Origin of the sequence: Pectobacterium sp. A5351, from assembly GCF_028335745.1 — a bacterium.
Taxonomy (GTDB): domain Bacteria; phylum Pseudomonadota; class Gammaproteobacteria; order Enterobacterales; family Enterobacteriaceae; genus Pectobacterium.
Genome location: NZ_CP116477.1, coordinates 2,356,445 through 2,380,783, shown reverse-complemented (window position 1 = coordinate 2,380,783; position 24,339 = coordinate 2,356,445). Strand labels below are relative to the sequence as shown.

Annotated in this window: 21 protein-coding genes and 1 pseudogene; 15 read left to right on the top strand and 7 right to left on the bottom strand. The window is 50.2% G+C overall.

The window, feature by feature from the left end:
• Window positions 1–349 precede the first annotated feature (349 nt).
• The 6 genes from aspS to ruvB all read left to right on the top strand — a co-directional run bounded on the left by aspS (window position 350) and on the right by ruvB (window position 5,670).
• Window positions 350–2,146, top strand: a complete 1,797-nt coding sequence (gene aspS, locus O1Q74_RS11135; protein WP_271873075.1) for an aspartate--tRNA ligase — start codon at window positions 350–352, stop codon at window positions 2,144–2,146.
• A gap of 1 nt (window position 2,147) precedes the next feature.
• Window positions 2,148–2,591: a dihydroneopterin triphosphate diphosphatase gene (nudB, locus tag O1Q74_RS11130; RefSeq protein ID WP_010275904.1), complete on the top strand. Its 444-nt coding sequence runs from the start codon at window positions 2,148–2,150 to the stop codon at window positions 2,589–2,591.
• Window positions 2,592–2,614: 23 nt separating this feature from the next.
• On the top strand, window positions 2,615–3,358 hold the full coding sequence (locus tag O1Q74_RS11125; RefSeq protein ID WP_271873061.1) for a YebC/PmpR family DNA-binding transcriptional regulator: 744 nt from the start codon (window positions 2,615–2,617) through the stop codon (window positions 3,356–3,358).
• Between the two features lie 69 nt (window positions 3,359–3,427).
• Window positions 3,428–3,949, top strand: coding sequence for a crossover junction endodeoxyribonuclease RuvC (ruvC, locus tag O1Q74_RS11120; RefSeq protein WP_225087902.1), 522 nt, complete (start codon window positions 3,428–3,430; stop codon window positions 3,947–3,949).
• Between the two features lie 91 nt (window positions 3,950–4,040).
• Window positions 4,041–4,658 carry a Holliday junction branch migration protein RuvA gene (ruvA, locus tag O1Q74_RS11115; RefSeq protein ID WP_271873058.1) on the top strand — a complete coding sequence of 206 codons (618 nt, stop codon included), beginning with the start codon at window positions 4,041–4,043 and terminating at the stop codon, window positions 4,656–4,658.
• A gap of 7 nt (window positions 4,659–4,665) precedes the next feature.
• The gene (gene ruvB, locus O1Q74_RS11110; protein ID WP_271873056.1) at window positions 4,666–5,670 is read left to right on the top strand and encodes a Holliday junction branch migration DNA helicase RuvB; all 1,005 of its coding nucleotides are present in this window, start codon (window positions 4,666–4,668) and stop codon (window positions 5,668–5,670) included.
• Between the two features lie 186 nt (window positions 5,671–5,856).
• On the opposite strand, the gene znuB is transcribed toward ruvB, so the two are convergent.
• The gene (znuB, locus tag O1Q74_RS11105) at window positions 5,857–6,642 is read right to left on the bottom strand and encodes a zinc ABC transporter permease subunit ZnuB (RefSeq protein ID WP_271873054.1); all 786 of its coding nucleotides are present in this window, start codon (window positions 6,640–6,642) and stop codon (window positions 5,857–5,859) included.
• Window positions 6,639–7,397 (bottom strand): zinc ABC transporter ATP-binding protein ZnuC, encoded by a 759-nt coding sequence (gene znuC, locus O1Q74_RS11100; RefSeq protein WP_271873052.1) that lies wholly within the window; start codon window positions 7,395–7,397, stop codon window positions 6,639–6,641. The genes znuB and znuC overlap by 4 nt, the downstream gene beginning before the upstream one ends.
• Before the next feature lie 76 nt (window positions 7,398–7,473).
• On the opposite strand from znuC, the gene znuA reads away from it, so the two are divergent.
• From znuA to lpxM, 3 genes are all read left to right on the top strand, one after another.
• Window positions 7,474–8,493: a zinc ABC transporter substrate-binding protein ZnuA gene (znuA, locus tag O1Q74_RS11095; RefSeq protein ID WP_271873049.1), complete on the top strand. Its 1,020-nt coding sequence runs from the start codon at window positions 7,474–7,476 to the stop codon at window positions 8,491–8,493.
• Between the two features lie 12 nt (window positions 8,494–8,505).
• On the top strand, window positions 8,506–9,828 hold the full coding sequence (mepM, locus tag O1Q74_RS11090; RefSeq protein ID WP_271873047.1) for a murein DD-endopeptidase MepM: 1,323 nt from the start codon (window positions 8,506–8,508) through the stop codon (window positions 9,826–9,828).
• 227 nt (window positions 9,829–10,055) lie between these two features.
• Entirely contained in the window at window positions 10,056–11,027 is a 972-nt protein-coding gene (lpxM, locus tag O1Q74_RS11085) for a lauroyl-Kdo(2)-lipid IV(A) myristoyltransferase (RefSeq protein WP_271873045.1), read from the top strand.
• A gap of 142 nt (window positions 11,028–11,169) precedes the next feature.
• Here the strand turns inward: lpxM and pyk are convergent, their stop codons facing one another.
• Together pyk and O1Q74_RS11075 are read right to left on the bottom strand one after the other, a co-directional pair.
• Entirely contained in the window at window positions 11,170–12,612 is a 1,443-nt protein-coding gene (gene pyk / locus O1Q74_RS11080) for a pyruvate kinase (RefSeq protein WP_271873043.1), read from the bottom strand.
• A 460-nt stretch (window positions 12,613–13,072) separates the two neighbouring features.
• Window positions 13,073–13,942, bottom strand: coding sequence for a MurR/RpiR family transcriptional regulator (locus O1Q74_RS11075; protein WP_271873041.1), 870 nt, complete (start codon window positions 13,940–13,942; stop codon window positions 13,073–13,075).
• A gap of 384 nt (window positions 13,943–14,326) precedes the next feature.
• Between O1Q74_RS11075 and zwf the strand changes: the two genes are divergently transcribed.
• Both zwf and O1Q74_RS11065 read left to right on the top strand, forming a co-directional pair.
• Window positions 14,327–15,802, top strand: a complete 1,476-nt coding sequence (gene zwf, locus O1Q74_RS11070) for a glucose-6-phosphate dehydrogenase (RefSeq protein WP_271873039.1) — start codon at window positions 14,327–14,329, stop codon at window positions 15,800–15,802.
• Between the two features lie 168 nt (window positions 15,803–15,970).
• The gene (locus tag O1Q74_RS11065; RefSeq protein ID WP_271873037.1) at window positions 15,971–16,612 is read left to right on the top strand and encodes a bifunctional 4-hydroxy-2-oxoglutarate aldolase/2-dehydro-3-deoxy-phosphogluconate aldolase; all 642 of its coding nucleotides are present in this window, start codon (window positions 15,971–15,973) and stop codon (window positions 16,610–16,612) included.
• A 93-nt stretch (window positions 16,613–16,705) separates the two neighbouring features.
• Here O1Q74_RS11065 and purT read toward each other — a convergent pair whose 3' ends face one another.
• Window positions 16,706–17,884, bottom strand: a complete 1,179-nt coding sequence (gene purT / locus O1Q74_RS11060) for a formate-dependent phosphoribosylglycinamide formyltransferase (protein WP_271873034.1) — start codon at window positions 17,882–17,884, stop codon at window positions 16,706–16,708.
• A gap of 200 nt (window positions 17,885–18,084) precedes the next feature.
• Between purT and O1Q74_RS11055 the strand changes: the two genes are divergently transcribed.
• Entirely contained in the window at window positions 18,085–20,136 is a 2,052-nt protein-coding gene (locus tag O1Q74_RS11055; RefSeq protein WP_271873032.1) for a S9 family peptidase, read from the top strand.
• A gap of 367 nt (window positions 20,137–20,503) precedes the next feature.
• Here the strand turns inward: O1Q74_RS11055 and O1Q74_RS11050 are convergent, their stop codons facing one another.
• The gene (locus O1Q74_RS11050) at window positions 20,504–20,734 is read right to left on the bottom strand and encodes a DNA polymerase III subunit theta (RefSeq protein WP_271873031.1); all 231 of its coding nucleotides are present in this window, start codon (window positions 20,732–20,734) and stop codon (window positions 20,504–20,506) included.
• 371 nt (window positions 20,735–21,105) lie between these two features.
• Here O1Q74_RS11050 and ftnA point away from each other — a divergent pair, with 371 nt between their 5' ends.
• Complete coding sequence (ftnA, locus tag O1Q74_RS11045) at window positions 21,106–21,612, top strand: non-heme ferritin (protein ID WP_271873029.1); 507 nt, start codon at window positions 21,106–21,108, stop codon at window positions 21,610–21,612.
• A gap of 284 nt (window positions 21,613–21,896) precedes the next feature.
• Window positions 21,897–22,253 (top strand): YebY family protein, encoded by a 357-nt coding sequence (locus tag O1Q74_RS11040; protein ID WP_271873026.1) that lies wholly within the window; start codon window positions 21,897–21,899, stop codon window positions 22,251–22,253.
• 335 nt (window positions 22,254–22,588) lie between these two features.
• Here O1Q74_RS11040 and O1Q74_RS11035 read toward each other — a convergent pair.
• A pseudogene (locus tag O1Q74_RS11035) lies at window positions 22,589–23,044 on the bottom strand (tyrosine-type recombinase/integrase); the annotation flags it as partial.
• 390 nt (window positions 23,045–23,434) lie between these two features.
• Here O1Q74_RS11035 and O1Q74_RS11030 point away from each other — a divergent pair.
• A complete protein-coding gene (locus O1Q74_RS11030) occupies window positions 23,435–24,202 on the top strand; it encodes a MurR/RpiR family transcriptional regulator (RefSeq protein ID WP_271873023.1) in 768 nt (255 codons plus the stop codon).
• Window positions 24,203–24,339: the final 137 nt, after the last annotated feature.

The window sequence follows — 24,339 nt, the reverse complement described above, 5'->3', positions numbered from 1 at the left end:
CCTAAATCCTCACGCGATGCGCGCCAGCGAGTTCTGTCCCTGTGGGCTGATGGGGCGGGCTTTCGTCTACCACTCACTTTTGCAACAACGCTATGCCGATGAGTGAACATTCCGTTAACCGGAAAGGGAATTTCGTAAAAAGAGTAGGCGGCGGCGGTGCAGAGCGTTACCTTCATGCTTATCGTTCGGGCGAATATCCTTTATAATAGCCACCTTTTTTCACCGGACAGTAATCCAGAAAAACCATGCCGCGCAGCGAAAATGCCACTGTTTTTGTGCTGTGATCTACTGTGAAAAGTAGTCTAGCGTGAAAACGTGTGAGCTGGCGGATGAGTAAAAGGACATCGTGATGCGTACTAATTATTGCGGGCAGTTGAATTCGTCCCATGTGGGCCAGGAAGTGACATTGTGCGGTTGGGTTAACCGCCGCCGCGATCTGGGGGGTTTGATTTTTATTGATATGCGTGACCGTGAAGGGCTGGTTCAGGTGTTTTTTGACCCGGATCGTCAGGACGCATTTAAACTGGCATCCGAGTTGCGTAATGAGTTCTGCATCCAGCTTACCGGTGTAGTACGTGCCCGTCCAGAAAGCCAAATCAACAAAGATATGGCGACGGGTGAAGTCGAGATTTTTGCCAGTACCCTGACCATTGTTAACCGCTCAGAAGCGCTGCCGTTGGATTCCAATCAAACCAACACCGAAGAAGCCCGTCTCAAATACCGCTATCTGGATTTGCGCCGTCCTGAAATGGCGCAGCGCCTGAAAACGCGTGCGCGTATCACCAGCTTTGTTCGCCGCTTTATGGACGATCACAGTTTCCTGGATATCGAAACGCCAATGCTGACGAAGGCGACGCCAGAAGGCGCGCGCGACTATCTGGTGCCGAGCCGTGTACATAAAGGCAAATTTTATGCGTTGCCGCAGTCTCCACAGTTGTTCAAACAACTGCTGATGATGTCCGGTTTTGACCGCTACTATCAGATCGTTAAATGCTTCCGTGACGAAGACCTGCGTGCTGACAGACAGCCAGAATTTACTCAGATCGATGTGGAAACCTCCTTCATGACCGCGCCGCAGGTGCGTGAAGTGATGGAGAAACTGGTACGTGAACTGTGGCTGGACGTGAAAGGTGTCGATCTGGGCGATTTCCCGATCATGACGTTCGCAGAAGCGATGCGCCGTTTCGGTTCTGACAAACCGGATCTGCGTAACCCGCTGGAACTGGTTGACGTTGCCGATCTGGTTAAAGACATTGAATTCAAAGTTTTCTCTGGCCCGGCAAATGATGCCAAAGGCCGCGTTGCCGCTATCCGCGTACCGGGCGGCGCACAGCTTAGCCGCAAGCAGATTGATGAATACGGCAAGTTTATTGAAATCTATGGCGCGAAAGGTCTGGCTTATATCAAGGTCAACGAGCGTGCCAAGGGGCTGGAAGGCGTACAAAGCCCGGTCGCGAAATTCCTGAATGAAGACAGGTTGTCTGCGTTGTTGGATCGTACCACGGCGCAAGATGGCGACATCCTGTTCTTTGGCGCAGACAGCGCGAAAGTGGTGACCGACGCGCTGGGTGCGCTGCGTCTCAAGCTGGGGCGCGATCTGAACCTGACGAAAGACAATAGCTGGGAACCGCTGTGGGTCGTCGATTTCCCGATGTTTGAGGAAGATGGCGAAGGCGGGTTGGCTGCGATGCATCATCCGTTTACCGCACCGCGTGACATGCTGCCTTCTGAACTGGCTGCCAACCCGGTTTCGGCGATTGCCAACGCCTATGACATGGTGATTAACGGTTATGAAGTGGGTGGCGGTTCTGTGCGTATTCACAACGGTGATATGCAGCAAACCGTGTTCAGCATTCTGGGGATTACCGAACAAGAGCAGCGTGAGAAATTCGGCTTCCTGCTGGACGCGCTGAAATATGGTACGCCGCCGCATGCCGGTCTGGCGTTTGGTCTTGACCGCCTGGTGATGCTGCTGACGGGCACCGATAACATTCGTGACGTTATCGCCTTCCCGAAAACAACGGCAGCCGCCTGTCTGATGACGGAAGCGCCAAGCTTCGCCAACCCGGCTTCGCTGGAAGAGCTTGCCATTGCGGTTGTCGTAAAAGGGAAAGCGGCTCAGGATGGAAAATCCGAGAACGAATAAGATGGTATATAAGCGACCCGTTTCGGTTCTGGTGGTGATCTATGCCCGTGACACCGGGCGGGTGCTGATGTTGCAGCGGCGTGACGATCCTGAATTCTGGCAGTCGGTAACCGGCAGTATAGAAGAAGGGGAAAGTGCACCGTATGCCGCACAGCGTGAAGTCAAAGAAGAAGTTAACATTGATATATCCGCAGAAGCGTTATCACTCTTTGACTGTCAGCGCTGTATTGAGTTTGAGCTATTTGCTCATTTGAGACGTCGCTATGCGCCGGGAGTAACACACAATACCGAACACTGGTTTTGTCTGGCGTTACCTGCTGAGCGCGAGGTGCAATTATCCGAGCATCTTGCCTACCAGTGGTTGGATGTGCCCCACGCGGCACAGTTGACCAAGTCCTGGAGCAACCGGCAGGCGATTGAGGAATTTGTTATTTATCCGGCCTGAACAGGCTTTTTTCGGAGATTTTTATGGCAGGTCATAGTAAGTGGGCGAACACAAAGCATCGTAAAGCAGCACAGGACGCCAAACGCGGTAAAATCTTTACCAAGATTATCCGCGAACTGGTTACCGCAGCCCGTCTGGGCGGTGGCGATCCGGGTTCTAACCCACGTCTGCGCGCCGCGATCGATAAAGCACTGTCCAACAACATGACGCGCGATACCCTGAACCGCGCGATTGCCCGTGGCGTCGGCGGTGACGAAGATGCCAACATGGAAACCATCATTTATGAAGGTTACGGCCCGGGCGGCACGGCTGTCATGGTGGAGTGCCTGAGTGATAACCGTAACCGTACCGTTTCCGAAGTACGCCATGCGTTTACAAAAACCGGTGGTAACCTGGGGACTGATGGTTCCGTTTCGTACCTTTTCACCAAGAAAGGCGTTATTTCTTACGCGCCAGGTCTGGATGAAGATGCGGTGATGGATGCGGCGCTGGAAGCGGGCGCGGACGATGTTGTGACGTACGACGACGGTGCGATTGACGTCTTCACGCCGTGGGAAACGTTCGGTAACGTGAAAGACGCGCTGGATGCAGCGGGTCTGAAAGCAGAATCGGCTGAAGTATCGATGATTCCGTCCACCAAGGCGGATATGGATGAGGAAACGGCACCGAAGCTGATGCGTCTGATCGACATGCTGGAAGATTGCGACGATGTGCAGGAGGTTTACCACAACGGTGATATCTCCGATGAGGTGGCTGAACTGCTGTAATGGCAGGTCGGTAATGCAGAATAGAAGCGACTACCTACACGGGCGAATCGGCGGAGCGATCGTAGCACTATGACAATAATAGTCGGCATCGACCCCGGTTCGCGCGTGACGGGCTATGGCATTATCCGTCAGCAGGGGCGTCATCTGACGTATCTCGGCAGCGGCTGTATCCGTACTGTGGTGGATGATATGCCCACGCGACTGAAGCTGATTTACGCAGGCGTGAGTGAAATCATCACGCAATTTCGCCCAGACTGTATGGCGATTGAGCAGGTTTTCATGGCGAAAAACCCAGATTCAGCCTTGAAACTGGGGCAGGCGCGCGGTGTGGCTATTGTCGCGGGGGTGAATCAGGATCTGCCCGTGTTTGAGTACGCCGCGCGTTTGGTTAAACAAACCGTGGTAGGGACGGGGGCGGCGGATAAAAAGCAGGTGCAGCATATGGTTCGCTCGCTGCTGAAATTGTCGGCCAGTCCACAGGCGGATGCCGCCGACGCGCTGGCTATTGCCATCACCCATTGCCACTTTAGTCAAAGTCTGCTGCGCACATCGGCGGCGAAAGCGAATCCGCTGGCAGGACGACTGCGCTGAAACAGGAGGCTGGATATTCATCCAGCCTTTTTTATGTTATATACTCGTCATACTTCAAGCCATTCATTCCCTAAGTAAAAGGAAGCGCAACGTGATAGGTCGTCTCAGAGGCATTATCCTGGAAAAACAGCCGCCGCAGGTGCTGATAGAAGCTAACGGCGTGGGTTACGAAGTCCATATGCCGATGACGTGCTTTTACGAACTCCCTGAGCTCAATCAGGAAGCGATTATTTTTACCCATTTCGTTGTCCGCGAAGATGCGCAACTGCTGTTCGGTTTTAATGATAAGCAGGAGAGGGCGCTGTTCCGTGAACTGATCAAAGTGAATGGCGTTGGGCCAAAGCTGGCGCTGGCGATTCTCTCCGGGATGTCTGCGACGCAGTTTGTCAGCGCGGTTGAACGCGAAGAAATCGGTGCGCTGGTTAAACTCCCTGGCGTCGGTAAGAAAACGGCGGAAAGACTGGTTGTTGAAATGAAAGATCGCTTCAAAGGCTTGAGCGGCGATCTGTTTAATCCGGTCAGCGATATTCCGCTGGCGTCACCCGCTGCCGCAGACAGCCGTGTTAGCGATCCTGAAGCGGAAGCCGCAGCAGCACTGGTTGCGCTGGGCTATAAACCACAGGAAGCCAGCCGCATGATTTCCAAGATTGCGCGTCCCGACGCTGACTGTGAAACTCTAATCAGGGATGCACTGCGCGCGGCGCTGTGAGGTATTCATGATAGAAGCCGATCGTTTAATTTCCGCTGACGCTATTCCCGAAGAAGAATTTCTCGACCGAGCGATGCGCCCTAAGCTGCTGAAAGAATATGTGGGCCAGCCGCAGGTGCGTGAGCAGATGGAAATTTTCATTCAAGCCGCCCGCAAACGCGGGGATGCGCTGGATCATCTGCTCATTTTTGGTCCTCCCGGTCTGGGTAAAACGACGCTGGCGAATATTGTCGCCAATGAAATGGGCGTGAATATGCGCACAACGTCAGGCCCGGTGCTGGAAAAAGCCGGCGACCTCGCAGCACTGCTGACTAATCTCGAACCGCATGATGTGCTGTTCATCGATGAAATTCATCGTCTGTCGCCCGTTGTGGAAGAAGTGCTGTATCCGGCGATGGAAGATTATCAGTTGGATATCATGATCGGTGAAGGACCTGCTGCCCGTTCGATCAAACTCGATTTACCGCCTTTTACGCTGATTGGTGCAACGACGCGTGCAGGTTCGTTAACCTCGCCGTTGCGCGATCGTTTCGGCATTGTGCAGCGTCTGGAGTTTTATAATGTGGCGGATTTACAGTATATCGTTGGCCGCAGCGCACAGTGTCTGGGGCTGGATCTGACGCAGGAAGGTTCCCTTGAAGTGGCCCGTCGTGCTCGCGGCACGCCGCGTATTGCCAACCGGCTATTACGCCGGGTACGCGATTTTTCCGAAGTTAAGTCGGAAGGGGCGATTACCGGTGATGTGGCGACACAGGCGCTGGATATGCTGGCGGTGGACACCGAAGGCTTTGACTATATGGACCGTAAGCTGCTGTTGGCGATTATCGATAAATTCATGGGCGGCCCCGTTGGGCTGGATAACTTAGCGGCAGCGATTGGCGAAGAACGTGAAACCATTGAAGACGTGTTGGAACCGTTTCTGATTCAGCAAGGGTTCATTCAGCGTACGCCGCGCGGTCGGATAGCGACACAGCATGCCTATCGGCACTTTGGCTTAACGCGCGAGGAGTAGCGTCATTCGAGCACGTTTTTCCACATTGTTCACATTCAGGGAAACCATACGGTCTCCCTGAGTTTATGTGATTAGAGCCAGGCTCCCCCATTGCTAAACGCTGAACGCATCGGGTGGCGTGTTGATACGTTTGTTTCTCGTGCCTTGCTTTTCCGCAAGGTTTATTTCACGGGTTTAGGTGTCTGGTCAAGCAGGCTGGCGCTTCAGCAGGCTGATAATAAACAGCAGCGATGCGCACAACACCACTGATGGCCCGGCCGGCGTATTGTAGCCAGCCGAGAAGGCCAAACCACCCGTCACGGCAATCATGCCAACAATCATTGCGATACTTGCCATTTGTTCTGGTGTCCGCGCGAAGCGTCTGGCGCTGGCGGCGGGAATAATCAGCAGTGACGTAATGATCAGCGCACCAACAAATTTCATGGCAATACCAATTGTTAGCGCAGTGGTTAGCATCAACAGCAGCTTGGTGCGCTGTAGCTTCACGCCGTCGACGTGCGCCAGTTCCGGGCTAATCGTCATCGAAAGCAGCGGGCACCATTGCCAGCGCATAATGGCCACAACGACAATCACACCGCCAGCGATGACCCACAGATCCTCTGTCGTGACGGAGAGCAAATCACCAAACAGGTAAGCCATCAGATCCACGCGCACGTTATTCATCAGGCTAACCACAACCAATCCCAGCGACAAGGCACTGTGTGCCATGATGCCGAGTAAGGTATCGACGGCCAGATAGGGACGCCGCTCCAGCCAGACAAGCCCCAGAGCCAGAATGAGTGTCACGGCGATGACGGCAGCAAACAGGTTAATGTTTAGCAGCAGGCCGAAAGCGACGCCAAGTAAGGAGGCGTGTGCCAGCGTATCGCCGAAATAAGACATTCGCCGCCAGACGACGAACGAACCCAGCGGACCTGCCGCAATAGCCAGTAATATCCCCGCCAGCCAACCGGGAAACAGCAATTCGATCATGCGTCGTTTCCACCTTGTCTTTTCAGAATGATACGTCCCTGTAGATCGTGACGATGATTATGATGGTGGCGATAAATCGCCAATTGCTCTACGCCGCGGTGGCCAAACATCGCTAAAAATTCAGGATGAAGGGAAACAACCTCAGGCGTGCCGGAGCAGCAAACATGCTGATTAAGGCACAGAACTTCATCCGTTTTCGCCATCACCAGATGCAGATCGTGTGAGACCATCAGCACACCGCAGTGGAATTCCTGCCGTAGTTGGTTGATGAGATCGTACAGCGCCAGTTGCCCATTGACGTCGACACCCTGCGTCGGCTCATCCAGCACCAGAAGCTGGGGCTGATTGAGTAGTGCGCGCGCTAACAGCACGCGTTGGGTTTCGCCGCCGGAAAGTTTCTGCATTGGTTGTTCTAGCAGGTGAGCCGCCTGTACGCGCTTAAGGGCTGGTAAAATATCCTGCTTTTTCACGCCGGGGCGCAGTTGCATAAAGCGGCTGACGGTCAACGGCAGCGTGGTATCCAGATGCAGTTTCTGTGGAACATAGCCGATACGCAGTGCGTGATCCCGGACCAGCGAGCCGGAGGTGGGGGAGAGTAGCCCCAGAACGACGCGTACCAGTGTTGATTTCCCTGCGCCATTCGGCCCCAGCAGCGTCAGAATTCGACCTGCCTGCAAGGTAAGAGAAATATCTGACAAGACCTTTCGGCTGCCAAATGTAACGGAAATATTATTAAGTGATACCAATGTGGACATATAATTCGGTTTGCATAACTCATGTGATGTTATATTGTAACGTTCGGTACGATAAAAATCGATGGGATCGACTTTCATGCAACAACCTATTCAACAAAAAAAACCTATTCAGCAAAAAAAATGGTTAAAAAGTGTTCTTTTTGCCAGCGCGCTACTCGCGAGCGGGATGTCAATCAGCGCAGCATCCGCGGCGGTCATTACGTCAATTCGTCCGTTAGGATTCATTGCGTCGGCGATTGCCGATGGCGTAACGCCATCGGAGGTTTTATTACCGGATGGTGCATCGCCCCACGATTATGCCTTGCGCCCGTCTGATGTCCAGCGTTTACAGTCCGCAGATTTGGTGATTTGGGTTGGGCCGGAAATGGAAGCCTTCCTTGGAAAGCCGTTAGCGAAAATTCCACCCGCAAAGCAGATTGCACTTTCCGCGTTGCCTGCCATTAAGTCCGAACTGGAAAAAGCGGCTGGGCACGATCATGAGAGTGAGCATGAACAGGCGCATGATGACCATGAAAAAGGCCACGATCACAGCCATACCGCCCATGATGACGGCGACGATGGCCACCATCATAGCGAGTTCAATATGCACATTTGGCTGTCGCCGGAGATGACAAAACAGGCGGCAATTGCCATTCATGCAAAATTATTGGAACTTATGCCTCAGAATAAGGACAAACTAGACGCGAATCTGCTTTATTTCACGGATAAAATCGCGCAAGCAGATGAAAAAATTGTTAAGATGCTAGCGCCTGTGCAGGGTAAAGGCTATTTCGTGTTCCATGATGCCTATGGCTATTTTGAGAAACACTACGGATTAAGCCCCTTGGGTTACTTCACGGTTAACCCCGAAATCCAACCTGGAGCACAGCGTTTACATCAAATACGAACACAGTTGGTTGAGCAGAAAGCCGTATGCGTTTTTGCTGAACCACAATTCAGGCCAGCCGTTATTAATGCTGTTGCCAAGGGAACCGACGTGCGCTCGGGTGTGCTCGATCCATTGGGAAGCAATATTGCACTGGGTAGAGATAGCTATGCCGATTTCTTGTTGCAGTTATCGAACCAGTATGTGAGCTGTCTGGAGGAAAAATCATGAGGATACGAATAAGTGCAGCAGATAGTCCGAACTATCGCTCTGGCGTATAACAGCTTACCTCGCCCCCATCGCGTCATGCTGGGGTCGCTTACCGTTGTGACATTGGCCGTTGCTGTTTGGCGGCCTTTTGTTTATCCCCACGTCGATGATGCCCCTATGATCGTGAAAGATATCGATCTGGAAACCAGCCCACTCCGTACGCTGACGCCAGAAGCCAGTGAACCCATAGACCAGCCCTCGCCAGATGACGATATTCCACAAGATGAGTTGGATGATAAAGTTGCCGATGAAGGCAGTTCGCATGAATATGTGGTGTCTACGGGCGATACCTTAAGCAGCATTTTGACGCAATATGGTATCGATATGGCGGACGTTACTCAGCTCGCCGATCAGAATAAAGATTTGCGTAACCTGAAAATTGGTCAGCAAATTTCATGGTCACTGGGTGAAAATGGTGACCTGCAAAGCCTGACCTGGCAGATGTCTCGCCGTGAAACGCGCATTTATGAGCGCGTCGGTGACGATTTCAAAGAACGCATTGAAACGCTGAAAGGCGAGTGGCGCAACAGCGTTCTGAATGGCCGAGTCACGGGTAGTTTTGTCAGCAGTGCGCAAAATGCCGGTTTGACCAGCGCAGAAGTGCGTGACGTCATCAAAGCGCTGCAATGGCAACTGGATTTCCGTAAGTTACGCAAGGACGACACGTTTTCTGTTTTGATGTCACGCGAAATACTCGATGGTAAAAGTGAACAGAGTGAGCTGATCGGCGTTCGTTTGAATACCGGAGGCAAAGATTATTACGCCATTCGCGCTGAAGACGGAAAGTTCTATGATCGTGAAGGTTCTGGGTTAACGCGTGGCTTTATGCGCTTCCCTACGATGAAACAATTCCGTGTTTCATCCAACTTTAATCCGCGCCGTTTGAACCCGGTGACAGGGCGCGTTGCGCCTCATAAAGGTGTCGATTTTGCTATGCCAGTTGGTACACCGGTTCTGGCCGTCGGAGACGGTGAAGTCGTGATTGCGAAACGCAGTGGCGCGGCGGGTAACTATGTCGTCATCCGTCATGGTCGTCAGTACACAACTCACTTTATGCACTTGAATCGTATATTGGTGACATCCGGTCAGAAAGTGAAACGTGGCGATCGTATAGGATTGTCTGGCAACACCGGGCGTTCAACCGGCCCGCACCTGCATTATGAGTTCTGGATCAACCAGCAGGCAGTAAACCCGCTAACGGCTAAACTGCCGCGTTCTGAAGGACTTGCGGGCAAAGAGCGTCGTGATTATCTGGCGCAGGTGAAAGAAGTGGTACCGCAGCTTAAGTTTGATTAATTATATCTGTCATATTCTAAGTTGTTGGTGCGTTGGCCGCCTTTACGCAACTTGAATTTTGACTGTATGTTATGCCGGTGGTTTGCTGCCGGCATTTTCATTTGTAGAGTAGTGGTTCCTGATTTTTGTTGTCGAGTAAGCGTGTTTTTGCGTAATGGCTGGTGAGTTTGCTAAACGCTGAACGGCAATTATGATGATGTTTACTGATTGATCTAAAGAGTTTAGGCATGGAAAAAGAGAAAAAATCGAACGCTGAATTTATTCCCCAGTTTCAACGCGCTTTTTTTCATCCGCGCTATTGGGGCGTTTGGTTAGGTGTTGGCGTAATGGCACTCGCCGCCTATATTCCTGCGCGATTAAGAAATCCGGTGCTGGGTGGGTTGGGGCGTTTTGTCGGGAAAATATCAAAAGGCGCACGCCGCCGTGCCCGTATAAACCTGCTGTATTGTATGCCGGAATTAACGGAAGCGCAGCGGGAAGCCATCATCGATGACATGTTTGCGACGGCACCTCAGTCGATGATCATGATGGTGGAAGTCGGGATTCGTAACCCAAAGAAAATCGAGAAATATGTGCGTTGGCACGGTGAAGACATTCTGGATCGTATTAAAGAACAAGAGAAAAACGTGATTTTTCTGGTTCCGCACGGTTGGGGCGTTGATATTCCGGCGATGCTGCTGACTTCGCGTGGTCAGCGTATGGCGGCGATGTTCCACAACCAGAAGAATGCGCTGGTGGATTACTGGTGGAATCGGTTACGCCGTCGCTTTGGTGGTCGTATCCATGCGCGTAACGACGGTATTAAGCCGTTTATCAGTTCCGTGCGTTCCGGGTGCTGGGGCTATTACCTGCCCGATCAGGATCATGGCCCTGAACACAGCGAATTCGTTGATTTCTTTGCGACTTATAAGGCAACACTGCCTGCTGTCGGACGGCTGATGAAAGTATGCCGCGCTGATATCATCCCGCTGTTCCCGGTATATAACGCGAAAGACGGCTGCCTGGATGTATATATTCGCCCGCCGATGGATGATTTGGCAGAGGCGGATGACGTATATATTGCACGCCGCATGAATGAAGAGGTGGAAATTCTGGTCAGGCCGAATCCTGAACAGTACACCTGGATTCTGAAGCTGTTGAAAACCCGCAAGCCGGGTGAGATTGAACCGTACTGTCGGGATGATTTATATCGCAACTAGCTTATACCCGTCATACTTCAAGCTGCTTGTGCGTTGGCTGCCCTTACTCACTGGCCGCATAGATAAAAAAGCCGGGCGAGAAATCGTCCGGCTTTTTGCTGGAATGAACCGCCTGCCTGCTAGCAGACGGTTATGGTAACGATTATTCCACGCGCAGGATCCGGATCGTGTTGGTCGTGCCGACGGTACCCATGATGTCGCCCTGTGTGACGATAACCAGATCCCCTGACATCAGGAACCCTTTATCGCGCAGACGAATCACCGCATCGTTAGCGGCCGCCACGCCATCCGTGTAGCTATCGAAATGCACGGGGGTAACGCCACGATATAATGCCGTCAGGTTCAGTGTTTGCTCATGACGAGACATGGCAAAAATCGGTAATCCAGAACTGATACGAGACATCATCAGCGCGGTACGGCCTGACTCCGTCATAGCGATCAGCGCCGTCACCCCTTTCAGGTGATTGGCGGCATACATCGCAGACATCGCGACGGATTCTTCCGTGTTATCAAACTGCACATCAAGACGGTGTTTGGAAACGTTGATGCTTGGGATTTTCTCCGCGCCTAAGCAGACTTTCGCCATGGCGGCGACGGTTTCAGCCGGGTACTGACCCGCAGCGGTTTCTGCCGACAGCATGACTGCATCAGTGCCGTCTAGCACGGCGTTGGCGACGTCCATCACCTCTGCACGCGTTGGCATCGGGTTGGTGATCATCGATTCCATCATCTGTGTGGCGGTAATGACCGCACGGTTCAACTGACGGGCGCGACGAATCAATTTCTTCTGAATGCCCACCAGCTCTGGGTCACCGATTTCAACGCCCAGATCGCCCCTTGCTACCATCACCACATCGGAAGCCAGAATAATGTCATCCATCGCAGCGTCTGAGCAGACGGCTTCAGCACGTTCAACTTTTGATACGATCTTGGCGTGACAGCCCGCATCGCGCGCGAGGCGGCGTGCGTAGTTGAGGTCTTCACCGGTACGGGGGAAAGAGACAGCCAGATAGTCGACGCCAATCTTTGCGGCAGTAATAATGTCGGCTTTATCTTTTTCCGTCAGCGCTTCGGCAGACAGACCGCCGCCGAGTTTGTTGATGCCTTTGTTGTTAGACAGCGGACCGCCAACGGTGACTTCGGTATACACTTTCAGGCCTTCAACCTGAAGCACTTTCAGTTGTACACGACCATCATCCAGTAACAGGATATCGCCAGGTACGACGTCGCTCGGCAAGCCTTTGTAATCGATCCCAACTTTTTCTTTATCGCCTTCGCCTTTCGCTAAATTGGCATCCAGCAAGAATTTGTCGCCGACACTCAGGAAAATTTTACCTTCTTTGAAGGTAGAAACACGAATTTTTGGACCCTGTAGATCGCCAAGAATGGCAACGTGGCGGCCCAATTTAGCCGCAATTTCACGAACTTTGTTGGCACGTAATAGATGATCTTCTGGTGTGCCGTGAGAAAAATTCATACGTACTACGTTAGCGCCCGCACTGATAATCTTTTCGAGATTATTATCGCGGTCGGTAGCGGGCCCTAGGGTGGTGACAATCTTGGTTCTTCTGAGCCGTCTGGACATGTATAACTCCGTTCACTTGTGAAGCTGTAGTGTTGCGATTAAGCGTCGAATAACGGTGCAAAATGTCACTTTACAACAAAACTATTTCACCTGCGTTATCCGAACATCGTGTTGAGTCTGATTATCATACTGTACAGGTAATCCCCGTCATCTTTCCATGTCCGTCATTTGTGACCATATAAAGATGAAGCGGGTAGATGATACCGCTCATTTTCATTACCCGTCATACTTCAAGTTGCATGTGCGTTGGCTGCGCTACTCGGCACACTTACGTGTACCTTGCCCCGTAGGGGCCGCTGCAAGCAGCGTTCAAACCTGCCAAAGGCATATTTATCAGTCACCCGAATCACTTACTTGAGTAAGCTCATCGGGACTCCCTCGCTTGCCGCCTTCCTGAAACTCGAATTATTTAGGGTATAAAATATAACTAAAAAACAAAGCACAATGTAAAACTTATCTATCACCTGAAGGGGTTAATCAATCGCTCGTCTTTATCAAAGCGCGATTCACGCAAGGCCTCTTTGACCCGTTTCAGGTTATCACGAAATTTTTCCCCACGGCGCAGTGTGAACCCGGTTGCCAGAACGTCGATTAGCGTCAACTGAGCGATGCGGGACACCATCGGCATATAGACATCGGTATCTTCAGGCACATCAAGCCGCAGAGCCAACGAGGCTTCACGCGCCAGCGGCGTGCCGTCCGAGGTAATCGCGATCACTGTCGCGTCGTTTTCGCGTGCCAGCTGCGCCATTTCGACCAAGCTTTTCGTTCTGCCCGTGTGGGAAATCAATACCACGACGTCGCCGTCGCTGGAGTTCATACAGCTCATGCGCTGCATAACGATGTCATCAAAATAAACGACGGGGATGTTGAAGCGGAAAAATTTGTTCATCGCATCGTGTGCGACTGCGGCGGAAGCGCCCAGGCCGAAGAAAGAGATTTTTTTCGCCTGCGTCAGTAAATCCACGGCGCGGTTGACGGCGGTGACATCCAGACTGGATTTCACCTTTTCTAGGCCAGCCATTGTGGATTCAAAGATTTTACTGGTGTAGGCGTCAACGCTGTCATCTTCTTCAACGTTACGGTTCACATAGGGTGTACCGTTTGCCAGACTTTGTGCCAGATGTAGTTTAAAATCGGGAAAACCTTTCGTTTCAAGGCGGCGACAGAAACGATTGACCGTCGGCTCGCTAACATCGGCCATTTTGGCTAAGGTCGCGATGCTGGAGTGAATGGCTGTTTGCGGAGTGCTCAGGATCACTTCAGCAACTTTTCTTTCCGATTTGCTCAAGAGTTCTAGGTGACTCTGGATTTTTTCCAGCATATTCATACGACAAGGGCCATGTAAGTTTTTTCCAATTTCAACTAAAGGTACAACTGGCATGCATTACGTGAAAAAATGCAAGTCGTGAAAATATACTACGACCCTGTAGTGGTTGGCAGAGGGCAATACACTAAGTTGAGTCCTTTTTTTGCCAGAACATGACATGTGTCTAACTTTCAGAAAAGTAATCGACTGTCAGAAACGACGAAAAATTTCGCTTTAGGGCGAATGACTAAGTGATTTCAGCCGCTGCACAGACCGACTTATGTGTGGTTTTCAGCCAATAGCGACCATTATTTGGCATTTTTATGATGGGTTTACTGGCTGTAGTCAAAAAGAGTACATTATCGCTGTAATAAAATTACAGCATCCTGCAACGAGGAGATGAACATGGCGGTAACTTCAACAGCCCAAGCGTGCGATCTGGTTATTTTCGGTGCCAAGGGCGATCTGGCGCGCCGTAAATTGCTGCCTTCCCTGTACCAGTTGGAAAAAGCAGGCCACATCCATGCGGACACCAAAATTATCGGGGTGGGCCGTGCCGATTGGGATAAAGCGGAGTATACCCGCGTCGTGCGCGAAGCGCTTGACACCTTTATGAAAGAAGCCATCGACGACAAGTTGTGGGAAACGCTAAGCAGTCGGCTGGATTTCTGCAATCTTGATGTGGAAGACACGAAAGCGTTCAACAAGCTGGGCAAGATGCTTGACCAGAAAAACCGCACCACTATCAATTATTTTGCGATGCCGCCGAGCACATTCGGCGCGATCTGCAAAGGTCTGGGAACCGCAGGGCTGAATAAAGAACCGGCGCGCGTGGTGATGGAAAAGCCGCTGGGTACCGATCTGGCGTCTTCTCGCGTCATTAACGATCAGGTCGCGGAATACTTCAACGAGTGCCAGGTTTATCGTATCGACCACTATCTGGGGAAAGAAACCGTACTGAATCTGCTGGCGCTGCGTTTTGCCAATTCGCTGTTCTCCTCAAACTGGGATAACCGGACGATCGACCATGTGCAGATTACGGTAGCTGAAGAAGTCGGGATTGAAGGGCGCTGGGGCTATTTTGATAAAGCTGGCCAGATGCGCGACATGATCCAGAACCATCTGTTACAGATTCTGACGATGATTGCGATGTCGCCGCCATCTGACCTGACGACCGACCGTATCCGTGATGAAAAAGTGAAAGTGCTGCGTTCACTGCGTCGTATCGATCGTTCCAACGTGCATGAAACGACGGTACGCGGCCAATATACGTCCGGTTTTGTTCAGGGACACAAAGTGCCGGGCTATCTGGAAGAAGAAGGCGCGAACAAAAGCAGCAGCACAGAAACCTTTGTCGCGATTCGTGTCGATATTGATGACTGGCGCTGGTCTGGCGTGCCGTTCTATCTGCGTACCGGTAAACGTCTGCCGACGAAATGCTCGGAAGTCGTGGTGTACTTTAAGAACCCTGCGCTGAACCTGTTCCATGATTCTTACCAGCAATTGCCGCAGAACAAGTTGATCATTCGCTTACAGCCGGATGAAGGGGTTGAAATCCAGATTCTGAATAAAATCCCGGGGCTAGAGCACAAGCACCGCCTGCAAACGGTGAAGCTGGATCTGAGCTTCTCGGAAACCTTTAATCAGCAGCATTTGGCCGATGCCTATGAGCGCCTGCTGCTGGAAACCATGCGTGGTATCCAGGCATTGTTCGTCCGTCGTGATGAGGTGGAAGAAGCCTGGAAATGGGTGGATTCCATCATGGATGCATGGGCGATGGACAATGATGCGCCGAAACCGTATCAGGCGGGAAGTTGGGGGCCAGTGGCATCCGTGGCGATGATTACCCGCGATGGCCGTTCATGGAATGAGTTTGAATAATTTTTTGATAATACGTCAGTAATGGGGATACCGAGATTGCTCGGCATCCCGCAGTTTTTAATGTATGGCTAACGGTGCGGTCGGACATCTGTGGCGACGCAGATCCCTGTGGCAGGGGCGCGCTATATAATTAATGATGCCTTCGGGCATGACTGGAGATAACTTTTGATGAAAAACTGGAAAACGAGCGCGGAACAGATTTTGACAACGGGTCCCGTTGTTCCTGTTATTGTCGTCAACAAACTGGAACACGCGGTGCCGATGGCAAAAGCGTTAGTCGCGGGCGGCGTTCGCGTTCTGGAACTGACATTGCGTACCGACTGCGCCATCGACGCGATCCGCGCGATTGCGAAAGAAGTGCCGGAAGCCATTGTGGGTGCGGGTACGGTAACAAACCCTGAGCAACTGGCGGCCGTAGTGGAAGCCGGTGCCCAGTTCGCCATCAGCCCTGGTTTGACTGAACCGTTGCTGAAAGCGGCGACCGCAGGCAACATCCCGTTGATTCCAGGTATCAGCACCGTGTCTGAACTGATGCTGGGTATGGATTACGGTCTGAGTGAGTTCAAATTCTTCCCTGCGGAAGCTAACGGCGGTGTGAAAGCGCTCCAGGCGATCGCGGGTCCGTTTGCTCAGATCCGTTTCTGCCCGACCGGTGGCATTACGCCAAATAACTACCGCGACTATCTGGCGCTGAAAAGCGTGCTGTGCGTAGGGGGTTCATGGCTGGTGCCGAACGATGCGCTGGAAAGCGGTGATTACGCGCGTATTACCGAACTGGCGCGTGAAGCCGTTGCAGGTGCAAAAGCCTAAGTATGCTCGTGACTGAATGACGAAGGCCACTCACTACGAGTGGCCTTTTTTATGACGGACATCCTTGTCCGTCACCCTATTGGCAGTAGCCTATCAGCCGCTGACTTTTACAGTCGCAGCGACACGTTTGGCGATTGCCACCGCATCGTCCGTGGTTTCTGCGCTGGCTAATGCTACGCCCATGCGACGTTTACCGCTGATATCCGGCTTACCAAACAGGCGAATTTGCGTGTGAGGGAGTAGCGCGCTTTCCAGCCCCTGATAGCGCACGTTGTTGCTTTCCAGTTCTGGTAAAATCACAGCGGAAGCCGATGCGCCGTATTGGCGAACCGCGCCAATTGGCAAACACAGAAAAGCGCGGACGTGCAGGGCAAACTCGGACAAGTCCTGAGAAATCATCGTCACCATGCCGGTATCGTGCGGGCGAGGGGAGACTTCGCTGAAGATGACTTCATCGCCGCAAACGAACAGTTCAACGCCGAATAGGCCGTAGCCACCGAGCGCTTTCACGACATCGCTGGCCATCTTTTGCGCGCGCTCTTGCGCCAGCGCACTCATCTGCTGCGGCTGCCAGGACTCACGATAGTCGCCATCTTCCTGACGATGCCCGATAGGCGCACAGAAATGAATACCGTCAACCGCATGGATGGTTAGCAAAGTGATCTCAAAATCAAAATTAACCAGTCCTTCCACGATGACGCGCCCGCCGCCTGCTCGTCCCCCCTGTTGGGCGTAGCTCCACGCCTGATCTAACTGCTCCGCGGAGCGAATCAGGCTTTGCCCTTTGCCAGATGAACTCATGACCGGCTTAACAATACAGGGATAGCCAATCGCATCTACCGCCTGACGAAAGTTCTCTTCGTTGTCGGCAAAACGGTAGGTGGAAGTGGGCACGCCGAGTGTTTCAGCCGCCAGACGACGGATACCTTCACGATTCATTGTCAGGCGCGTGGCTTCAGCACAAGGAACAACATGGTGACCCTGCTTTTCCAGTGTTACCAGCATGTCGGTGGCGATGGCTTCAATTTCCGGCACGATGTAATCAGGACGCTCGGCTTCAACCAACGCTTTTAATGCATCGCCATCCAACATATTGATGACGTGGCTGCGATGCGCAACCTGCATGGCCGGGGCATCGGCATAGCGATCGACCGCAATCACTTCGATACCCAGACGCTGACATTCAATCGCCACTTCTTTGCCTAATTCACCGGAGCCAAGCAACATCACTCGTGTGGCATCCGCTCGCAGGGCGGTTCCAATCGTTAACATAACCTTATACCTGATCGGGTTGTGAAAAATGGCCGCAGTATAAACGAAAACGTTTGCGTGCGCATTAAAGAGGGCATGCATTGGAATGCGGTGCGCAAAAGCGCACCAAGTGATAAGGGCGTGTCTTGGCATTGCCGATCAATCGTGCCACTCTTCTTGTAGAGTTAAAATTTTATGGTAAGACAACGAGATCCGACGCGATGAAAACACCGCAAGCTGAAAAACGCCCTCATGTGATGAGCATGCATGGCGATACGCGTATCGACAATTATTACTGGCTGCGTGATGACCAGCGTGCCGATCCGCAGGTGCTGGCCTATCTGGAACAGGAAAACGCCTATAGCGACGCTGTCATGGCACCTCATGAGGCGCGCAAACGGTCATTGTATGACGAAATGGTTAAGCGTATCCCGTCGACGGATATGTCTGTGCCGTATGTCAGAAAGGGTTATCGCTATCAAAGTCGCTATGAGCCTGGCAAAGAGTACGCCATCTATTTGCGTCAGCCTGAGCAGGCAACAGACGTGTGGGACACGCTGATGGACGGGAATCAACGAGCGGAAGGGCACGAATTTTATAGCCTGGGCGCGCTTGAAGTTAGTCCCGACAATAGGCTATTGGCACTCTCGGAGGATTTTTTATCCCGTCGGCAGTACACGCTTCGTTTTCGCGATCTGAACAGTGGTGAGTGGTTGCCGGATGTGATCGAAAATGTCACGGCGGGAGCGGAATGGGCAGCGGATTCGACGGTTCTGTATTACGTGCGCAAGCATGAGCAAACGCTATTGCCGTATCAGGTCTATCGTCATCGTCTGGGGAGCGATCCGGCACAGGATGAGCTGGTCTATGAAGAGAAAGACGACACCTATTATGTCAGCCTGAGTAAAACGACATCAGAGCACTACATCACCATTTATCTCAGCAGCACCACGACGACGGAAGTGTTATTGCTCGATGCGACGCGGCCGGATGCCGTGCCGCAGGTCTGCATCCCACGCCGGAAAGATCATGAATATGGCATCGATCACTATCAAGGCAAGTTTTATCTGCGCTCCAACCGAGAAGGAAAAAACTTTGGCCTTTACCGCGCTGATAAGCCCGATGAGCAAACGCTGGAAACACTGATTGCACCGAGCGAAAGTCGCGTGCTGGAAGGTTTTGAGCTGTTTCGAGACTGGCTGGTGGTTGAAGAAAGAGAGCGCGGCTTGACCAGCTTACGCCAGATTCACTGGCATACGCAGGAAGAAAAAACGATCGCCTTTAATGATGCAAGCTATGTGACATGGCTGTCGTACAATCCTACGCCAGACACGGCATTGATGCGGTATGGCTATTCATCAATGACCACTCCAAGCACGCAGTATGAATTGAATCTGGATACGGGCGAACAACGGTTACTTAAACAAGCTGAAGTGAAAGACTTCTCTTCGGACAATTACCAGAGCGAACGCGTGTGGATCACGGTTCGAGATGGCGTCGAGGTTCCCGTTTCTCTTGTTTACCATCGCGATCATTTCAGCCCCGGTAAGAACCCGATACTGGTCTACGGCTACGGCGCTTATAGCCATAGTCTGGATCCTGATTTCAGCGTGAGTCGCTTGAGCCTGCTGGACAGGGGGTTTGTCTTCGCCTTAACGCACATTCGTGGCGGTGGTGAACTGGGGCAACAGTGGTATGACGATGGTCGGTTGCTCAATAAAATGCATTCCTTCACGGATTTCATCGATGTGTCGCAGGCATTGATAGAAAAAGGTTATGGCGACAGGAAGAACATGTTCGCAATGGGAGGCAGTGCCGGTGGATTATTGATGGGCGCGGTGGTGAATATGGCGCCTGAACTGTTTAAAGGTGTTGTCGCTCAGGTTCCATTCGTTGATGTGCTGACGACGATGCTGGATGAGTCTATCCCATTGACGACCGGCGAGTATGACGAGTGGGGCGATCCGAATGAGCAAATCTACTATGACTATATCAAACAATACAGCCCCTATGACGGTGTTATCGCACAGCATTACCCACATTTGCTGGTGAATACTGGACTGCACGATTCTCAGGTGCAGTATTGGGAACCTGCGAAGTGGGTGGCGAAATTGCGGGAAGTCAAAACGGACGATCGTCTGGTGCTGCTGTACACCGACATGGACGCCGGACACGGCGGAAAATCTGGTCGTTTCAAACGCTATGATGATATTGCGTTGGAATATGCTTTTCTGCTGATGGTGCTTGAGATGCCTGAGGGCGATCGCGGATAAGGGATAAAACATAGCTATGAGGGTAAACCCATTTTCGGGTTTACCCGATTGGCTCGGCGCATTACTTCGGTTATCAAAACTGAGGTTATCAATACCTAGGTAATATCAGCCTGCGTTTTCTTCGCTCTTTTGTCAGCCCGCTTTTCGGCGGCCGTTTTCAGCGGTTTTTTCTTGCTGTTCTTTTTGCTATCCAGTCCTTTACTCATCTCTTGCCTCGCTTAGATAAAAGGTTAGGTTGCTACTCCATTAACCTCCTGTGCGGGCTGAGATGCAAGTAGAAAATTGTTTTTGCTGTGTAAGAATGTAAACCGTGGAAAGGGATGGTTTCCACGGTACAGACGGCATAGACAGGAACGGGGAGGTAAGGCTATTTAGCCTTGGGTTCGTAGGGTAAACGCGAGAACTGAAGTGAGCGCTGGCGATAAAACATTACGCGTTCACGAAAATAGTTACGCAGGTGCTCGGGCTGTTCCCTCTCAACGGCCTCTGGAATGACCGGCATATTGTAACGCTCTTTGAAGGCAACGCCTGATGCCGCCAAATCCACGTTAACTTTATCCATCTCTTCTTTGGACAATTCTGCCAGATTATATCCCATACCATTTTCTCCTGCCGATTGATCACAGACTCATGTGCGCCACGGTAAAGTAGCGACAGAAAAATGGCAAGTGTTCACCTTGTTATGTGGATGTTTATTATTCTCATTACGAAATGGGAATCATTTTTAATACAGGGTTTTCATAAGTGATATAAAGCGTGGTTGTTATTTTTGATAATAAAAACGATTCGCAATAATATATTAACCTTCAGACTTAATGATAATAAATATCAATAACTTAATTTGCAATTCATTGTTTTTATTATTTATTTTATTTATCTGATTGCAATGTTAATAAAGTGTTTTTTATTTTATTTTTTCAGGCATAATGCCCTGAATAATTTCACCTGCCGGGAAAATAGGGAGTTAATATGTTAAAAAAAGAAATGATTCAGAAGCTGAATGAGCAACTTAATCTGGAGTTTTATTCCGCAAATTTGTATCTGCAGATGAGCGCATGGTGCGGTGACAAAGGTTTTGAAGGTGCATCCAGTTTCCTGAAAACGCATTCTCAGGAAGAAATGCAACATATGCAGCGCCTGTTTGACTATCTGGACGACACGGGAAGCCTGCCTATATTAGGCGCGATTGCCGCACCACCCATTGATTTCGATTCACTGGCTGATGTCTTCAAGCTGACCTATGAACACGAACAGTTGATTACAGCAAAAATTAATGAGCTGGCGCATGCGGCGATGGCGTTGCAGGATTACTCTACATTTAACTTCTTGCAATGGTACGTTGCTGAACAGCATGAAGAAGAGAAACTGTTCCGTTCCATTTTGGACAAACTGGCGTTGGTCAAAGCCAGCGAAGGCGGCCTGTTCTTCATCGATCAGGACCTGAAAAAAATGTCTGCGGCTGCGCCCTCTGCCTAACGACAAGCGACGCTTCTGTCGGCCAATAATGATTTGAATGATGCGGGATACCGTTCCTCTTTATCCCGCGATTTTCCCCTCCTGAACGGCCTTCCTGCCGGTATCTTGCTGTCAGTGTTATTCCTGATGTCACGCTCGACTTCATCTTCCTCTATCGCTATGATCGCCTCAGTAGTGATATACAACATTCTGTTTTATAAGGTTTGACGCTGTCTTTCTCTGATTTGGATAAGGCTGCAAAACTCACACACATCATTGTCTGAATACGCCATGTCGGGAATACCATGATGAAGAAATTTTTGCTATCTATCGTGCTTACCTCACTTTCTGTGAATGCTTTTGCTGCCGCCAAACTGGCAAATATCAGCCGGTTGGAATACGGCGATCGTTGGGCTTTCACGCGTGAAGAAGTTCAACTGATCTGCCGCCCTGGTAATGCGCTGTACGCTTTACATACGGGGACGCTGATGCAATATCCGCTAAACGATGTTGCCATTGCGCAAATGAAGTCTGGACAGGTGAGTGCACAGCCGATAGACGCTATCTGGCTGGACGATCCGAAACATCCTGGCAAGAAGAAAAGTCTTCAGCCATTTATCGAGCGTGCAGAGCAACTGTGCCAATCAGATGCGAAACCATGAAGTCATTGATTTACCTATTAATGTTAATTATTTACTTCTTAATAGTTAAAGCAAAGTGTGAAATCTGTTCCATTTGTGATAATTGCGAGTAGGTTGAGGCTGGAAAACGTGGAGGAGTTGACTAAACTTAAATCTACAAGGCTAGTACAGCTTGTATAAATGCCAACTTTTAGCGCACGGCTCTCCCAAGAGCCATTTCCCTAGACTGAATACAGGAATCGTATTCAGTCTTTTTTTATCTTGTTGATTTATAATCATTTATTTTTAGATACACGAAAATACACGAAAATACACGAAAATACACGAAAAATCCACGAAATTCGATATACGGTCTTTTATAAATAGACGTAATCTTTCCCTCGCGTATCCAGGTATTTCTCCGTCATTTTTGCTGATTTGTGACCCAGTAACTTTTGAGCAAATTCCTTTCCGCGCTCTTTTTCATACAGCCTGCCTGCCAAACTTCTTATCTCATGGAACGTTGGCGGCCTCTCATCTAATTCAATCCCCGATGCCTTTCTTGCTTTAACAAATCCCTTTGTTAGCCCATTGAGCTCTACAGCCCCATGAGGGCTATTTTTTCTAATACCGACACTAATCATGTAATCCGTATTGCGGCATTGCTCAATGACATCACCCAGACGCAACCCTATGGTATCGATTGTTAGATTGAACGGGATCGCGATTTTATTTCCTGTTTTACCCTGTTCGGCGAATAGCCGATCACCAACAATATCGCTGAATTTAATCGCGGCAATATCCTCTCTACGCTGTCCGGTAACAAGTGCCAAAAGCAAACGCTGGAGCGTCTGATAGAGTGGCGTGGTAAAGTGGTTTCGATATGCTGTGACAACGGTCCGGAATATACCAGTGGTGAGTTATTTAAATGGGTGGAAAAAATAAGATTGCTCTCAATTTTATTCAACTAGGAAAAACGCAACAGAATGGCAGTGATTTTATAATCAAGAAAGGTCGAATATGGCATTGGGTGGATACACTCCAAAATAGCGTGTGTTGCGTGCTGCGTAATTCTGCTTATGGCCTCCGTCAAGAATGGGGGTATTACTACAGGATGTGGCTCAGTTCTCTCGGGAGTCTTGTAGATCGTGGTTAGGTTCACGTTATCAGAGATCAATCGCGAGTATTCTATGTTCCTTAACGTAAGGAAAAGGAGAGTGATAATGATAGAATGGGAAAACCAAATCAGTGACCTGCAATCGATGTTTATTGCAACATCGCATAATTCACTTAATGATAATGAAATGCGTGTTTATGAGTATATTATTAGGAATTATGATAAGGTTATTTATATGAGCGTCAGGGATTTATCAAGAGAGTGTAATATATCTTCCACAGTGGTTCTTAATTTTTGCTATAAAATGAATTTTCAGGGTTATAATGAGTTTAAATTAAGTCTTGCGAATCATTTGAAAAAAGTAAAAGAAATGTCTGAAAATGATGATATGAAAGAAATAATTTATTTTTTCAGAATGATTCAGTATCGACTTTTCGATCTTACGTTTAAAAATATGGCGAATTTTTTGCGCGAAGCAAATCATGTCATATTTGTTGGTGTGGGTTCGTCAGGGGGGATAGCGAGATATGGTGCTAGAATGTTTTCTAATTTAGGAAAATCAAGTCACTTTATTGATGATCCATGGTATCCGGTTGCAGATAAAAACTATGTTAATGAGGTAGCCATTTTCTTGTCAGTTTCAGGAGAGACACCTGATGTACTTAAACTTGCTACTAGATATAAAGAGAATGGTTGTAAACTGTTATCAGTTAGCAGTAGTCAGAATTCATCGCTATCTAAAATAACGGATCTTAATATTTCATACCACCTTCCTTTGAAGCTAATAAATAATGATTTCAATGTAACCAGTCAGGTTCCTGCCGTGTATATTCTTGAGCTGTTGGGAAAAAGTTTGTCTGATAACATGCCATGATTCACTTTGAAGAATCATGGCATGGTGGCAATATTACGTTATCTACTTGAATCAATAATGAAAGAGAGGAGGGATTATCCACCTTTGTCATAATTAGTTTTTGGTGGAGATGAAAGTTCACCTCCTCCTGATCTTAC